The following is a 13,833-nucleotide window of genomic DNA, read 5'->3' on the forward strand; positions in this document are numbered from 1 at the left end:
AGCCTGTCCGAGCATGGCCTTAATCAAGCAAGACGACCTGATCCAGAGCGTGGCTGACGCGCTGCAGTACATTTCCTACTATCACCCCGTGGACTTTATCCAGGCTGTGCATGAGGCCTATCTGCGCGAGGAGTCACCCGCCGCGCGTGATGCCATGGCACAGATTCTGATCAATTCGCGCATGTGTGCCACTGGTCACCGGCCGATCTGTCAGGACACCGGTATTGTCACGGTGTTCGTCAAAATCGGTATGAATGTGCGCTGGGATGGCGCCACCATGGGCCTTGACGACATGATCAACGAGGGTGTGCGGCGCGCCTACAATCTGCCGGAGAACGTGCTGCGCGCTTCGATACTGGCCGATCCAGCGGGCAAACGGACCAACACCAGGGACAATACTCCGGCGGTCATTCATTACCAGATGGTACCGGGTGATACCGTCGAGTTTGACGTGGCGGCCAAGGGCGGTGGCTCGGAAAACAAATCGAAGATGGTCATGCTCAACCCCTCCGACTCGATTGTCGACTGGGTGATCAAGACCGTGCCGACCATGGGTGCCGGCTGGTGTCCGCCAGGTATGCTGGGTATCGGTATTGGCGGTACGGCAGAGAAGGCCGCGGTGCTGGCCAAACAGTCACTGATGGACTCCATTGATATTCACGAGCTACGCGCGCGCGGCCCGCAGAATCGTGTGGAAGAGCTCCGTCTGGAGATCATGGACAAGGTTAACGCACTGGGCATCGGTGCCCAGGGGCTGGGCGGCCTGACCACGGTGCTGGATGTCAAGATCATGGATTATCCAACCCATGCCGCCAGTTTGCCGGTATGCATGATTCCCAATTGTGCCGCGACCCGTCACGCGCATTTTGTCCTCGATGGCAGTGGCCCAGCGGTACTGGCACCGCCGCCGCTGGAGGCTTATCCGGATATCACCTGGGAAGTCGGTACGGGTGTACGCCGGGTCAATCTGGACACCCTCAAGCCTGAGGATGTGCTGGAATGGAAAACCGGTGAGACGGTATTGCTGTCGGGCAAGATGCTCACCGGCCGCGATGCGGCGCACAAGCGCATGGTCGAGATGCTGAATAACGGCGAGCAACTGCCGGTCGATCTGAAAGGCCGCTTTATCTACTACGTAGGTCCGGTTGATCCGGTGCGTGAGGAAGTCGTGGGGCCGGCAGGTCCGACCACCGCCACGCGGATGGACAAGTTCACCCGTCAGATTCTCGATCAGACCGGTCTGTTGGGCATGATCGGTAAATCCGAGCGTGGCCCCATTGCGATCGAAGCGATCAAGGATTACAAGGCGGTGTACCTGATGGCCGTGGGTGGTGCCGCCTACCTGGTGGCACAGGCGATCAAGAAGGCCGAGGTGCTGGCCTTCCCGGAAATGGGTATGGAGGCGATCTACGAATTCGAGGTCAAGGACATGCCGGTCACCGTCGCGGTCGACACCAAGGGCGAGTCGGTCCATATCACCGGCCCAGCCATCTGGCAGAAAAAGATTGCCGATAGCCTCGCTGTAGAGATCTGAACACAGCGGCAAGCTACAAGCGGCAAGCTACAAGTTAAAACCCAAGGTCGAGTGGGTCGGGTTTACTTGAAGCTTGTAGCTTGAAACTTGCCGCTGATCCTTAGACCAGCCGTTCCCCCACCTGCATCAACTTCATTGAGTTGGTGCCGCCGCGCGAGTTGTAGACATCGCCCTTGGTCAGTATGACCCAGTCTCCTGGCGCTACATGGCCGGCCTCTAGCAAGGCGTTGACAGCAGCCTGGTTGACATCACTTGAAGTGATTTCCACCGGATTGAAACGTATGCCGGTAACGCCGCGGAACAGGGCTACCCGACCCAGGGTTTCGGCATGCGGACTCAAGGCAAAAATCGGCAGATGCGAGCGGATACGCGACATGATCAGTGGCGTATAGCCGCTTTCCGTCAAGGTAATGATGGCGGTAACACCGGGGAAGTGGTTGCCGGCATACATGGCAGCCAGCGCAACGGTTTCGTCGCAGCGGCTGAACTGCTGGTTGAGGCGATGCCCGGAGTGCTGACTGGTGGGGTGCTTTTCTGCCCCGAGGCAGACTCTGTCCATGGATTTGACCGCTTCGATCGGATAGTTGCCTGCCGCCGTTTCAGCCGAGAGCATGACCGCGTCGGTGTAATCCAGTGCGGCGTTGGCCACGTCCGAGACCTCGGCGCGGGTCGGCATCGGGCTGTTGATCATCGACTCCATCATCTGTGTGGCAGTGATCACGACCTTGTTCTGCTGGCGGGCGCGGGTGATGATGAGTTTCTGGATGCCGACCAGTTCGGCGTCGCCGATTTCCACACCCAGATCGCCACGGGCCACCATGACGCCATCGCTGGCGCTGATCAGTCCATCCAGGGCCTGTTCGTCGGCCACGGCCTCGGCGCGTTCAATCTTGGCAATCAGCCAGGCCTGTGATTCGGAGTCCTTGAGTAGTTTGCGTGCCAGACGCATATCATCGGCATTGCGCGGGAAAGAGACGGCCACGTATTCCATCTGCAGTTCGGCAGCCAGGGTGATGTCAAATCGGTCCTTGTCAGTCAGTGCCGCCGCCGACAAACCGCCGCCACGGCGGTTGATCCCCTTGTTGTTGGACAGTATGCCGCCGCTGGTGACGGTGCAGCGCACTTCATCCCGACCGACACTGTCGACCCGCAGCACCACGCGACCATCATCCAGCAACAGCTCGTCACCGGCGCGACAGTCATTCACCAGTTCCGGGTAGTCGATACCAACAATGTCCTGGTCGCCCTGGTCCAGCGGGTGGCTTACTGACAGACGAAAGCGCTCGCCGGCATCCAGCTGGACGCTACCGTCGCTGAAACGTGCGATGCGTATCTTGGGTCCTTGCAGGTCACCCAGCAGGGCAACATGGACACCCTTATCGCGGGCCACTTCGCGCACCAGTCGGGCGCGCTCACGGTGCTCGTCCGGACTGCCATGGGAAAAGTTCAGCCGCGCCACATTCATGCCAGCATCAATCAGTGCGGCAATCCGGTCACGGCTGTTGGTGGCAGGGCCCAGGGTGGCAACGATCTTGGTGCGACGCAACGGCATGGCATGTCCCTATGATGTTGAGGCGGAATTATGGTCATTACAATAGATCATAAAAGGGTACCATGACAGGCTCCGATGCCATTCGCGTTCGAGTGAGGCTTGACCATGCACCCGCTAGTGATTGAGGTAACCGAGCGGCTGCGCCAGCGCAGCCGGGCCACCCGTGCCGTCTATCTGCAGCAGATGGCTGACGCGGCTGCGCGGCCGCAGGGTCGTCGCAGTCTGCCCTGTGGCAACCTGGCCCACGGCCTGGCGGCCTGTCAGCCGGCGGACAAGGACCGCCTGCGCATGATGGATGAGGTCAATGTGGCCATGGTCACGGCCTATAACGACATGCTCTCGGCGCACCAACCTTACGAGACCTTTCCCGAGCAGTTGCGCCAGGCCTTGCGCGGCATTGGCGCGACCGGACAGGTAGCGGGTGGTGTGCCGGCCATGTGTGATGGTGTGACTCAGGGTGAGCCGGGTATGGAGCTGTCGTTGGCCAGTCGCGATGTGATTGCCATGGGCACCGCCATTGCCCTGTCGCACAACCTGTTTGATGGCGCCCTGTGTCTGGGCGTGTGTGACAAGATCGTGCCGGGCTTGCTGATGGGGGCCTTGCGCTTCGGGCATCTACCGGTGCTCTTTGTCCCCGCAGGTCCCATGAGTTCGGGTCTGGAAAACAGCACCAAGGCCGAGATAAGGCAGCAATTTGCCGAGGGCAAGGTTAGCCGTGAGGAGTTGCTGGCAGCAGAAATGCAGGCCTATCACGGGCCTGGTACCTGCACCTTCTATGGCACGGCCAACACCAATCAGATGCTGCTGGAAGCCATGGGCCTGCAATTGCCCGGCGCCTCCTTTGTGCATCCCCACAGTCCGCTGCGCGAAGCGCTGACCGAACATGCTGCACACCAGGTCGTCAGGCTGGCGCGCAATGGCACGGGGCGCCTGTCTGCCATTCTGGATGAGCGGGCGTTGATCAATGCGCTGGTCATGCTGCTGGCTACCGGTGGCTCGACCAACCTCACCCTGCATCTGATTGCCATCGGTCAGTGTGCCGGCCTGCAGTTGAGCTGGGAAGATATGGATCAACTGTCTGCTTGCGTACCCGGTCTGGCCATGATCTATCCCAATGGCACGGCCGATATCAATCAGTTTCAGGCTGCTGGCGGGACCGCCTGGTTGTTCCGTCAGCTGCTGGACGCCGGCTTGCTGCATGCCGATGTGGACACCGTAGCGGGTCCAGGTCTGGCCCGTTATACCCAGGAGCCGTTCCTTGATGAGGGCAGGTTGCAGTGGCGAGACGGGCCACAGCAGAGTCTGGATCAGGGTACTCTGCGCAGCCATGACAACCCTTTCAGTCAGGATGGTGGTCTGCGACTGGTTCAGGGCAACCTGGGCCGTGGGATCATCAAGGTATCTTCGGTTAAACCGGAGCATTGGCAGGTGAGGGCACCCTGCCGCCTTTTTGCCAGTCAGCAGGATTTTGTCGCGGCCTTCAAGGCGGGCGAGCTTGAGCAGGATCTGGTCGCTGTTTTGCGATTTCAGGGGCCGACCGCCAATGGCATGCCGGAACTGCACAAGTTGACGCCCTATCTTGGTTTGCTGCAGGACCGCGGCTTTCGCGTTGCCCTGGTGACGGACGGTCGCATGTCGGGGGCCTCGGGTAAAGTACCGGCGGTTATTCATTTGTGCCCTGAAGCCAGCGCTGGTGGCCCCCTGGCACGCCTGCGGGATGGGGACATGGTCAGTCTCGATGCGGCGGCGGGCCAGCTTGAGGTGGCTGTAGAGCCGGTGCAATGGCTGGCCCGTGAGCCGGTGCAGCCGCCCGAGTCGGTCAGGACAGGCTGGGGGCGCGAGTTGTTTGCCTTTATGCGCGGGGCTGTGAGCTCGGCCGAGCAGGGTGCCAGTTGCTTTACTGCCGGCTTGGCTGCAGCCGATGGGCGGAAGCCGGATGAGACTTGAGCATCTGGCAGCCGAGCGCGGCCTGTCTTTGCATGTCGCCGATGGTTCGGCACAGCTGGCTGTGGCCGTAGCCGAGCGCATAGCTGACACGCTGCGCCAGGCCATCGATGTCAGTGGGGCGGCGAGCCTGGCCTTGTCCGGTGGTCGCAGCCCGGAGGCTTATTTGCGTTTGCTCGGTCAGCAGGATTTGGATTGGCAGCGAGTCACTTTGACCCTGGTCGATGAGCGCTGGGTGCCCGAGTCGCATCCCGACAGCAACGCCGGCCTGCTCAGGCGCTGCATGCCCAGGGTAATGAAACAGGTGAACTGGTTGCCGCTATACCGTGGCGACAGTCCGCAAGCCGATGCCGCGGAGGCTGCTGCGCATTTGAAGGCCTTGCCGGCGCTCAATCTTTGCGTGCTGGGTATGGGCGCTGATGGACATTGTGCTTCTTTGTTCCCCGGTCTGCCCGGGCTGGCGGCACTGCTCAGTGACCGGGCTGAACAGCACTGTGCCGCTGTTTTTCCCGCAGCTCAAAGTCCCAGGCTGACGCTGACCGGCGCCGTCTTGCACCGCGCAGGCTTGCAACTGCTGGTCATCTGCGGTGAGGATAAGTGTCAGCGTCTGTGCGAAGCTTTTGCTGCTGCGCCGGAGCACCTGCCGGTGAGCGCCTTCCTGCAGCCGCCACTGGCTATTTACTACAGCCCATGAGGCTAACAGGAGCAGCATGAACCTGTCAGACAATACACGCACGCTGGACGGCATATTTGCCCATGCCAGGTTTTTGCCGGTGATCAGCATCCAGTCTGAAGAGAGCATTCTGCCATTGGCTGATGCTTTGGCGGCGGGCGGTATCAAGACGCTGGAGATTACTCTGCGCACGCCGCTGGGCTTGCCGGCCATTGCCCTGTTACGACAGCAGCGACCTGAGCTCTGTATCGGCGCGGGTACGGTTCTGGATGGCCGTCAGTTTCAATCGGTACTGGATGCCGGCGCACAGTTTGTGGTGACGCCCGGTTGTACCGACGAGTTGTTGACGCTGGGGTTGGAGAGTCCGGTGCCCTTGTTGCCAGGTGTGGCCACGGCCTCGGAGATTCTCATGGGCTATCGGTTGGGTTATCGTCGCTTCAAACTCTTTCCGGCTGAGGTGTGTGGTGGCGTTCAGGCCTTGCGTTCGTTCTCCGGTCCTTTTCAGGGCGTGCGCTTTTGTCCTACTGGCGGGATCAGCCCGGATCGCGTGTCGAGTTATTTGGCCTTGGACAATGTCATGGCGGTAGGCGGCACCTGGATGGCTCCCCGGTCACTGATTGAAACCGGGGATTGGGATGCCATTCGCCGTCTGGCTGCCGAGGCGACAGCGCTGTTGGCAGGTTGAACTCAGTCCTTTGGCTTGCTCGGGTCGGTAAAGCCATCCGGTTTGATGACCAGAATGTCGCTGCCGCAATCGTCCAGCAGACGTTCTGCGGTATGCCCCAGCAGTGCAGTGTCCAGCCGTGAACGCGAGACGGCCCCCATAACCAGCAAGTTAACCTGTTGATCTTCAATAAAAGGTGGAATGACTTCTTCCGGGTAGCCCTGCAATAGATGGCGGGCGTCGGGGTCAATCCGCAGGGCGTCGGCCATCTGTTCGAAGGCCTGGGCATGGCGTCGGCACACATCACCGGCATAGCCGTCGTAATCGGCGATCACACTCGCATCAAACACCAAGGTGCGCGGTAGCGGGTTATAGCAATGCACAAGCTGCATGCTGGCACCGAGTTGACTGGCCAGCCCCTGGGTTGTGCTGATCAGTTTCAGGTCAAGGCTGGCTGGCTTGTCGGCTTCATGCAGCGGATCGATACTGGCACAGAGATTTTTCAAGGGTTGCTCGGCACGCTTGACCAGCCACAGGGGCGCTTCGCAGAAGCGGATAAGCTGCCAGTCGGTGTTTGACAGCAGCAGGCGCTTGATCAGGTTGTGATGATGGGTGGTTTTCAATACCAGGTCGGGTTTGTTTTCGGCTACAGCGCGCAGCAGATGGCGATCCAGGCGTTTGCCCCAGACGGCCTCGACATCAACCTGAATGCCTTTTTCACGCAATGGCAATGCCAGCTTGTCGAGCTGCTGCCGGCGATGGTCTATCAGCGAGGCGCGGGCTTTCTCCAGTCCGCGGGTATCGAACAGCAAGCCACCATCCAGCGCTGCATTGTAGTCGCACATGAACAGGGTGATGCGGGCCCGGGGAAAATGCCCGGCGATCTCCTCGGCACGGCGCAGGCAAGGTTGGTTGTCCTCGCTGGTAGGGTCGATAATGACCAGCATGTGCTGGATATGCATGGCTTGGCTCCTTGTGTTGCGGTCTTGCCGATGTGGGCAACGGATGCACATACCATAGTGCACAGTGTATTGCTTTGACACTGACCTTGATCAAAATCGCTTCAGAAAGTCTGTTGCCGGCCGATACGCTGGCAACTCAACAAGGTGACTGTGGTTATGAAAAAAATCCTCTTTATCGGGCTGGTGCTGGGCTTGGCCGGTTGCACCTCAACCAACCACGACGCTGATATCAATAATGCCTATCGGGCCTATGAAATGGGCAACTGTGATGAGGTCTATCTGCAGCTGTCCAGCGCAGAACGCCGCCCGCGCTTCCGTGCTCACCAGCGTCAACCGGAAGTGACCTTGCTGCGCGGGTTGTGTCTTGAGCGCCAGTCACTGTATCTGGATGCGGCTCAGACCTACATGTTCATACAGAGACATTATCCGTCCAGCGAATACAGTTTTCGCGCTGCCGCCCGTCTGCAGACGTTGCAGCAGCTTGGTCATTATGCCCCTGGCAGCGACGCCAGGCCCTGATGCCTGCGTCAGATCCGCGGTGTACTTGACCAGCGCCTACTCAGGCGTATCCTGCTGTTTTAATCTGCCGGGTGGTCCGGCTGATGCACAGAAGGAGGCTGTGTATGCACAGGTTCTTATGGCTAGTGCTAGCCCAGTTGTTGTCAGTGCCGGTGCACGCCGAGATTTACCGCTGGGTTGATGATCAGGGCCGTGTGCACTTTGGTGAGCGGCCGCAACAGGGTGCCGAGCGCATTGAGGTCAACCCGCAGGTCATAGAGCGTGATGCCTCGGTTCGCCAAAGTGAGGAGGCCATGCGTCGGCTTATGGAGGTTCGGCGTGAGGAGCGCAGTGCCGAGCAGGCCGCCCAGGCCCAGCGTTTGGCCCGGCAGCGTGAAGCCTGTGAACGCATGGGCAGAGAATTGGCACGATATGACAGCCGGGTTTTCTGGTATGAAACCGACGCCAGCGGTAAAAAGGTAGAAGTCGATCGTAGTCGCGTCCAACAGCGAAGGTCAGAACTTGAAACGCAAATTCAGGAGCGTTGCTGACATGCTGCCATTACCCCCACTGGTTGATCCATCAGGTCACCAGGACCAACGTCTTATCTCCCGCCAGCAGTTGACCGGCTACTTGCAGGTGTTCAACGCCCATACTGGCAAGCCCATGGGATTTATAGGCAATATTTCCCGCGATGGTTTCATGTTGATCAGCAGTCTGCCGCTGCTGCTCGGGGCGGCTTATTCGATGCAGTTACGGCTGCCATCCGATTCCAGTGATCCCGATATCATCAACTTTACTGCTGTCAGTCACTGGTGCCGGGCTGATGAAACCCCCGGTCATTACGACAGTGGCTTCAGCATCACCGAGAATCACCGTTCTTTTGCCGCACTGGCCGATGCGCTGGAACGGTACTTCAGCTTTTCTCATCCTGTGGATGCCTGATCCGTCCCCATGGGTTACCCTGCAGTTTTGCGCAGGGTGAGATCATGGCTGATTCGTTTTTCTGGTACGACTTTGAATCCACGGGCATTGATCCGCGGCGTGACCGACCGGTTCAGGTTGCCGGTGTGCGTACCGACACCGAGTTAAACGAAATTGCCGAGCCACTGTGTATTGATTGTCGTTTGTCAGACGACATCCTGCCGCATCCGATGGCCTGTCTGGTGACCGGAATCAGTCCGCAGAGATTGGCTTCGGGTTTATCCGAAGCCGATTTTATTGGTCGCCTGCATGCGCAGATGATTGAGCCGGGCACCTGTAGTGTCGGCTACAACAGTCTGCGCTACGATGACGAGATGACCCGTTTCAGCCTCTATCGTAACTTCCATGACCCCTATGCCCGCGAGTGGCAAGGCGGCAACAGTCGCTGGGATTTGCTGGAGGCGATGCGCGCAGCCCACGCATTGCGTCCGGATGGCATTCAATGGCCCGAGCAGGAGGGCATGGTCAGCCTGCGCCTGGAATTGCTCACGGCGGCAAACGGCATTGATCATGGCCAGGCCCACGATGCGCTGGCCGATGTGCGCGCGACCATTGCCCTGGCCCGCTGTCTGAAAGCCGCACAACCCAAGCTCTATGACTATCTGTTGCGTTTGCGCAGCAAGCACCGGGTCAGTGAGCTGATAGATCTGCAGGCTGTTCGGCCGTTGGTGCATGTCTCGGGTCGCTTCTCGCGCGAACGGCACAACCTGGCGCTGGTGATGCCTCTGGCCTGGCACCCGGAGAATCGCAATGCGCTGATCGTCTGGGATTTGCAGGTTGATCCCCAGATGCTGACGGACCTGACGGCGGAGCAATTACGCGAGCGGCTTTATACCCGAACTGAGCACATGGCAGAAGGTGAGTTGCGTCCCGGATTGAAGTTGGTGCACATCAACAAGTGTCCGATGCTGGCTGACATCAAGGTATTGCGCCCAGTTGATATCGAGCGTCTGGAACTGGATATGAGCCTGTTACTGGCCCGTGCACGGCAAGTGGCATCCCTGCGTGGTGTTCAAGCTCAGGCCCTGGCAGAGATTTACCGCAGCGAAGGGCAGGGGGGGGATCAATCCGATGTTGAGCAGCAGCTCTACGATGGGTTTATCAGTGACGCCGACCGGCGTACCAGCGCTCTGATCCGAGAGGCCGAACCACAACTCCTGGCTAAAACGCCCTGGCCCCTGCAGGATCAACGTCTGTCTGATCTGCTTTTTCGTTATCGGGCGCGCAATTACCCCGAGACGCTGTCCAGCAGTGAGGTTTCAGTCTGGCAGGGCTTCTGTCGATCACGCTTGAACGGAGAATTATCGGGTGCACCTATAACATTGGATGCGTTTATTGCGGAAGTTGATAAAGCGCTTGAGCAGGTCGATGGCGCACAATATGACCTGTTGCGTTCATGGAAAAACGAAGCACTGCAACGGGCGGCAACTTTGCATCTGACAGTGTGATGCTGGAATAAATAAACCCCGCTGCCGCGGGGTTTATTCGGTGACCAAGAGCTTGTGCCCGATCAACCCAGAATGGTGACCCAGGATTCGACTTTATCGGCGCCGTACTTCTCTTTCCAGGCTTTCAGTTCTTTATGATTGCCACCTTTGGTTTCAATCACTTCACCGGTATTCGGGTTCTTGTATTGCTTTACCTTGCGTGCGCGCTTGACCGAGCCAGCGCCTTTGGCAACCTTGCCGGAGGCGTTCAGCTTGTTGTCGGGATCAAGAATGGCAACCACATCTTTCAATGATTTACTGTACTGCCCCATCAGCTGACGAAGTTTCTCTTCGAATTCGATTTCCTGTTTCAGGCGCGAATCATTGGAGAGTGCGTTCATGCGCTCGGTCAGATCGCGAACGGTCTGTTGAAGTTGACGGTATTCTTGAAGAGTAGACATGTAAGTTACCTTGAATCGGGGTTTGAAGTTATAACTCGAAGAGTATATTGCATGGTTAAAATTTATACAACGTTAGTTGCAAAGTTGATAGATAAGTTAAGGGTCAAATGTAACTATTCAATGAAGTTGTTCTGTGCCCGGGGCTTTTCTTACTGGCGCGGATTTCTGTGGCAGCAAGGCTGTTATTGTCATGCTGACAGGATAGAATGTGGTTTTTCAACGCAACGGGCTTGCCCGCTGGAGCAAGAGTAATGCGCACTTTTCGATTGGTTATTGCCTGCCCTGACCGTGTGGGGATCGTTGCCAAGGTCAGTAATGTATTGGCAACCTATAATGGCTGGATTACTGAAGCCAATCATCACTCGGATAACCTGTCCGGCTGGTTCTTCATGCGCCATGAAGTCAAGGCGGACTCCTTGCCTTTTGATCTGGAAGGATTGCGCACGGCTTTTGCGACAATCGCCCGCGAGTTTGAAATGGATTGGCATGTCAGTGATTCGGCGCAGCGCAAGAAAGTCATTCTGATGGCCAGCAAGGAATCGCACTGTCTGGCAGATCTGCTGCATCGCTGGCATAGCGGTGAGCTTGACTGTGACATTACCAGTGTCATCTCCAATCACGATGATCTGCGCAGCATGGTCGAATGGCACGGCATTCCCTTTCACCATGTGCCCGTCAACCCGCATGACAAGGCGCCGGCCTTTGCCAAGGTGGCAAGTCTGATTGATGCCCAGCAGGCTGATTGCATTGTCCTTGCACGCTACATGCAGATCCTGCCCGCCGATATCTGTCAGCGTTATGCTAACCGCGTGATCAATATTCACCACAGCTTCCTGCCCTCATTCGTCGGTGCGCGGCCCTATCACCAGGCAGCACAGCGCGGTGTCAAGCTGATCGGGGCTACCTGTCATTACGTTACTGATGAGCTGGATGCCGGCCCCATCATCGAGCAGGATGTGGTGCGCATCAGTCACAGACACAATGCCGATGACATGGTCAGGCTCGGAAAAGACGTTGAAAAAATGGTACTTTCTCGTGGTTTGCGCTATCACTTGGAAGACCGGGTGCTGGTTCACGATAACAAGACAGTGGTCTTTGGTTGAAGCTGAAAGCAGGGATCACGAAGACACTCAGGGGAAGGACAGTTTATGCTCAAATCAGTCAAGGTACGGGATTACATGACGCGCGATCTGATCACTTTTTCGCCCGACATGAGCCTGTTCAAGGCCATTGATGCACTGCTGGGTAACAGCATTTCTGGTGCGCCCGTGGTTGATGCGGATGGTCACCTGCTCGGACTCTTGTCAGAAAGCGATTGTCTGCGCGGGATTCTCAGTGGCAGCTACTTTGAAGAGGCGGGCGGTACGGTGCGTTCGGTGATGACCGAGGTGGTCGAGAGTATTGATGCCGACGCCGACATCGTCAAGGCGGCAGAACATTTTATCCACAAGGGCCGTCGGCGCTTGCCGGTAATGGATGAAGGCCTTCTGGTTGGACAGATCAGCCGGCGTGATATTTTGCGAGCAGTCAAGGCATACAATGAACATGGTGCACCCAAATAGCGAGCAGTACGCAACATCTACAGATGACACCGCAGACCCCTTGAGCGCCGCTGTTGCAGTGGCGCCGGAGATTAAAGGGGGAGGCTGTCTTGCCCGATTTGATCCCGAAGAGCTGACGGATAATCTGGGGGCTGATTTTTCAAATTGTAGTGATTTACTGCCATCAGGCGACAGTTTGTAGCGCCCAAGTTGTACTATACTGGCACACTGACAGTGAAGGCATTGCACAGCGTAGTGCCGTTTGAGTCATCAGGCTACGTCACAATCCATGCTCAAAACCATTTCTACCCGTCGGGCGCGCATCGGCATCTTTGTACACAAGTTCTGTGGCCCCTGGATGCACCACCCCTTCTGGTCCAGGCAGCTTTTGATTGAGGATCAGGCAAGCCTGGACAAGCTGCTGGCCAGTTCTGTTCTGGAAATCATTATTGATACAGAACGAGGCGTCGACGTCGAGGATGTCGTTTCCCATGCGCTCCAGCCCGAGCCTGTTGCAGACCCGTTACCCGAGCCAGCACAACACATTCCGCCTCAGTCATCCGAGCAGATGCACGACCTGCGTCCTTGCCGCATGCAGGACGAAGTCGAGCGGGCTCGGCAGATCATCGGTAAAGCCAAGCATGCGGTGCTGGACATGTTTGCCGATGCGCGAATGGGTAAGGCGCTACAAACCGAAGGTTTGATGGAGCTGATTGGTGATATGTCCAGTTCCTTGCACCGTAATGCCCATGCCCTGATCAGCGTAGCTCGGGTCAAGCATAAGGACGAGTACACCTATATGCACTCAGTGGCTGTGGCTGCTCTGATGCTTGGCTTGGCTCGTCAGTATGGCTGTGATGAGGACACCGTCAGGCTGGCCGGTATGGCCGGTCTTATGCACGATACCGGCAAGGCGCTGATGCCCGAGGAGATACTGAACAAGCCGGGCAAGTTGACCGATGATGAGTTTGCCATCATGCGCAGTCATCCCGAGAAAGGTCATGCGCTATTGATGCAAATCGGACATATTCCGACTGAAGTGCTGGATGTGTGCCTGCATCACCATGAAAAAGTTGATGGTACAGGTTACCCTGCGAAGCTGGCCGGAGATCGCATCAGCTTGTTGTCCCGTATGGGGGCGATCTGTGATGTCTACGATGCCATTACCTCCAATCGTCCTTACAAATCAGGCTGGGATCCGGCCGAATCGCTGAGTCGCATGGCGAGTTGGCAGGGGCATTTCGATCCTGTTCTGTTCAAGCTCTTTGTGCGCATGCTCGGTATCTATCCGGTGGGCTCCTTGGTTCGGCTGAAATCAGAGCGCCTGGCCGTGGTTATCGAGCAAGGTCAGCAGTCTTTGCTGACGCCCCGTTTGAGTGTGTTCTATTCGATCAGGTTGCGTCAGAAGGTCCCACTGGAGCAGATTGATCTGGCGGCAAAGGGCGTGGTGGATGCAATTGTGTCCCGAGAAAGCCCTGAGGATTGGGGTTTTAGTGGGCTGGAGAAGCTCTGGCTGGAAGCGGGCGGTTAATACTGTTTACAGTGTCATAAAAAAGCCGCATCGATTGATGCGGCTTTTTTGATCACAGATAG

Annotated in this window: 14 protein-coding genes; 11 read left to right on the forward strand and 3 right to left on the reverse strand. The window is 57.6% G+C overall.

Features of this window, described 5'->3' with window-relative positions:
• The first annotated feature begins 13 nt into the window (after positions 1-13).
• A complete protein-coding gene (locus AC27HQ_RS05005; RefSeq protein ID WP_487154946.1) occupies positions 14-1,534 on the forward strand; it encodes a fumarate hydratase in 1,521 nt (506 codons plus the stop codon).
• Between the two features lie 100 nt (positions 1,535-1,634).
• Here the strand turns inward: AC27HQ_RS05005 and pyk are convergent, their stop codons facing one another.
• Positions 1,635-3,086, reverse strand: a complete 1,452-nt coding sequence (gene pyk, locus AC27HQ_RS05010) for a pyruvate kinase (protein WP_487154947.1) — start codon at positions 3,084-3,086, stop codon at positions 1,635-1,637.
• 105 nt (positions 3,087-3,191) lie between these two features.
• Between pyk and edd the strand changes: the two genes are divergently transcribed.
• Genes edd through AC27HQ_RS05025 form a run of 3 tightly spaced genes read left to right on the forward strand, consistent with a single transcriptional unit; the run spans position 3,192 to position 6,388 of the window.
• Positions 3,192-5,033 (forward strand): phosphogluconate dehydratase, encoded by a 1,842-nt coding sequence (gene edd / locus AC27HQ_RS05015; RefSeq protein ID WP_487154948.1) that lies wholly within the window; start codon positions 3,192-3,194, stop codon positions 5,031-5,033.
• Positions 5,023-5,724, forward strand: a complete 702-nt coding sequence (gene pgl, locus AC27HQ_RS05020; RefSeq protein WP_487154949.1) for a 6-phosphogluconolactonase — start codon at positions 5,023-5,025, stop codon at positions 5,722-5,724. Before edd ends, pgl begins: the two co-directional genes overlap by 11 nt.
• 16 nt (positions 5,725-5,740) lie before the next feature.
• The gene (locus tag AC27HQ_RS05025) at positions 5,741-6,388 is read left to right on the forward strand and encodes a bifunctional 4-hydroxy-2-oxoglutarate aldolase/2-dehydro-3-deoxy-phosphogluconate aldolase (RefSeq protein ID WP_487154951.1); all 648 of its coding nucleotides are present in this window, start codon (positions 5,741-5,743) and stop codon (positions 6,386-6,388) included.
• Positions 6,389-6,390: 2 nt separating this feature from the next.
• Here AC27HQ_RS05025 and AC27HQ_RS05030 read toward each other — a convergent pair whose 3' ends face one another.
• Positions 6,391-7,329, reverse strand: coding sequence for a universal stress protein (locus AC27HQ_RS05030; protein ID WP_487154952.1), 939 nt, complete (start codon positions 7,327-7,329; stop codon positions 6,391-6,393).
• A 156-nt stretch (positions 7,330-7,485) separates the two neighbouring features.
• Here AC27HQ_RS05030 and AC27HQ_RS05035 point away from each other — a divergent pair, with 156 nt between their 5' ends.
• The 4 genes from AC27HQ_RS05035 to sbcB all read left to right on the forward strand — a co-directional run bounded on the left by AC27HQ_RS05035 (position 7,486) and on the right by sbcB (position 10,259).
• A complete protein-coding gene (locus tag AC27HQ_RS05035) occupies positions 7,486-7,848 on the forward strand; it encodes a tetratricopeptide repeat protein (protein WP_487154953.1) in 363 nt (120 codons plus the stop codon).
• A 104-nt stretch (positions 7,849-7,952) separates the two neighbouring features.
• Entirely contained in the window at positions 7,953-8,378 is a 426-nt protein-coding gene (locus tag AC27HQ_RS05040; RefSeq protein WP_487154954.1) for a DUF4124 domain-containing protein, read from the forward strand.
• A 1-nt stretch (position 8,379) separates the two neighbouring features.
• A complete protein-coding gene (locus AC27HQ_RS05045) occupies positions 8,380-8,772 on the forward strand; it encodes a PilZ domain-containing protein (protein WP_487154956.1) in 393 nt (130 codons plus the stop codon).
• A 44-nt stretch (positions 8,773-8,816) separates the two neighbouring features.
• Positions 8,817-10,259: an exodeoxyribonuclease I gene (gene sbcB / locus AC27HQ_RS05050; RefSeq protein ID WP_487154957.1), complete on the forward strand. Its 1,443-nt coding sequence runs from the start codon at positions 8,817-8,819 to the stop codon at positions 10,257-10,259.
• 62 nt (positions 10,260-10,321) lie between these two features.
• Here sbcB and mvaT read toward each other — a convergent pair whose 3' ends face one another.
• The gene (gene mvaT / locus AC27HQ_RS05055; RefSeq protein WP_487154958.1) at positions 10,322-10,699 is read right to left on the reverse strand and encodes a histone-like nucleoid-structuring protein MvaT; all 378 of its coding nucleotides are present in this window, start codon (positions 10,697-10,699) and stop codon (positions 10,322-10,324) included.
• Between the two features lie 251 nt (positions 10,700-10,950).
• Here mvaT and purU point away from each other — a divergent pair, with 251 nt between their 5' ends.
• The 3 genes from purU (at position 10,951) to AC27HQ_RS05070 (ending at position 13,771) form a co-directional block, all read left to right on the forward strand.
• Entirely contained in the window at positions 10,951-11,802 is an 852-nt protein-coding gene (purU, locus tag AC27HQ_RS05060) for a formyltetrahydrofolate deformylase (protein WP_487154959.1), read from the forward strand.
• A 45-nt stretch (positions 11,803-11,847) separates the two neighbouring features.
• Complete coding sequence (locus AC27HQ_RS05065; protein WP_487154960.1) at positions 11,848-12,261, forward strand: CBS domain-containing protein; 414 nt, start codon at positions 11,848-11,850, stop codon at positions 12,259-12,261.
• A gap of 268 nt (positions 12,262-12,529) precedes the next feature.
• Complete coding sequence (locus tag AC27HQ_RS05070) at positions 12,530-13,771, forward strand: cyclic di-GMP phosphodiesterase (protein ID WP_487154962.1); 1,242 nt, start codon at positions 12,530-12,532, stop codon at positions 13,769-13,771.
• Positions 13,772-13,833 lie beyond the last annotated feature (62 nt).

This window comes from Halopseudomonas sp. 4NH20-0008 (genome assembly GCF_057548395.1).

What these genes read in the sequence shown, in the direction of transcription:
- AC27HQ_RS05005 (WP_487154946.1), top strand. Translation starts at nt 14, where the DNA reads ATGGCCTTAATCAAGCAAGACGACCTGATCCAGAGCGTGGCTGACGCG.
- pyk (WP_487154947.1), bottom strand. Translation starts at nt 3,086, where the DNA reads ATGCCGTTGCGTCGCACCAAGATCGTTGCCACCCTGGGCCCTGCCACC.
- edd (WP_487154948.1), top strand. Translation starts at nt 3,192, where the DNA reads ATGCACCCGCTAGTGATTGAGGTAACCGAGCGGCTGCGCCAGCGCAGC.
- pgl (WP_487154949.1), top strand. Translation starts at nt 5,023, where the DNA reads ATGAGACTTGAGCATCTGGCAGCCGAGCGCGGCCTGTCTTTGCATGTC.
- AC27HQ_RS05025 (WP_487154951.1), top strand. Translation starts at nt 5,741, where the DNA reads ATGAACCTGTCAGACAATACACGCACGCTGGACGGCATATTTGCCCAT.
- AC27HQ_RS05030 (WP_487154952.1), bottom strand. Translation starts at nt 7,329, where the DNA reads ATGCATATCCAGCACATGCTGGTCATTATCGACCCTACCAGCGAGGAC.
- AC27HQ_RS05035 (WP_487154953.1), top strand. Translation starts at nt 7,486, where the DNA reads ATGAAAAAAATCCTCTTTATCGGGCTGGTGCTGGGCTTGGCCGGTTGC.
- AC27HQ_RS05040 (WP_487154954.1), top strand. Translation starts at nt 7,953, where the DNA reads ATGCACAGGTTCTTATGGCTAGTGCTAGCCCAGTTGTTGTCAGTGCCG.
- AC27HQ_RS05045 (WP_487154956.1), top strand. Translation starts at nt 8,380, where the DNA reads ATGCTGCCATTACCCCCACTGGTTGATCCATCAGGTCACCAGGACCAA.
- sbcB (WP_487154957.1), top strand. Translation starts at nt 8,817, where the DNA reads ATGGCTGATTCGTTTTTCTGGTACGACTTTGAATCCACGGGCATTGAT.
- mvaT (WP_487154958.1), bottom strand. Translation starts at nt 10,699, where the DNA reads ATGTCTACTCTTCAAGAATACCGTCAACTTCAACAGACCGTTCGCGAT.
- purU (WP_487154959.1), top strand. Translation starts at nt 10,951, where the DNA reads ATGCGCACTTTTCGATTGGTTATTGCCTGCCCTGACCGTGTGGGGATC.
- AC27HQ_RS05065 (WP_487154960.1), top strand. Translation starts at nt 11,848, where the DNA reads ATGCTCAAATCAGTCAAGGTACGGGATTACATGACGCGCGATCTGATC.
- AC27HQ_RS05070 (WP_487154962.1), top strand. Translation starts at nt 12,530, where the DNA reads ATGCTCAAAACCATTTCTACCCGTCGGGCGCGCATCGGCATCTTTGTA.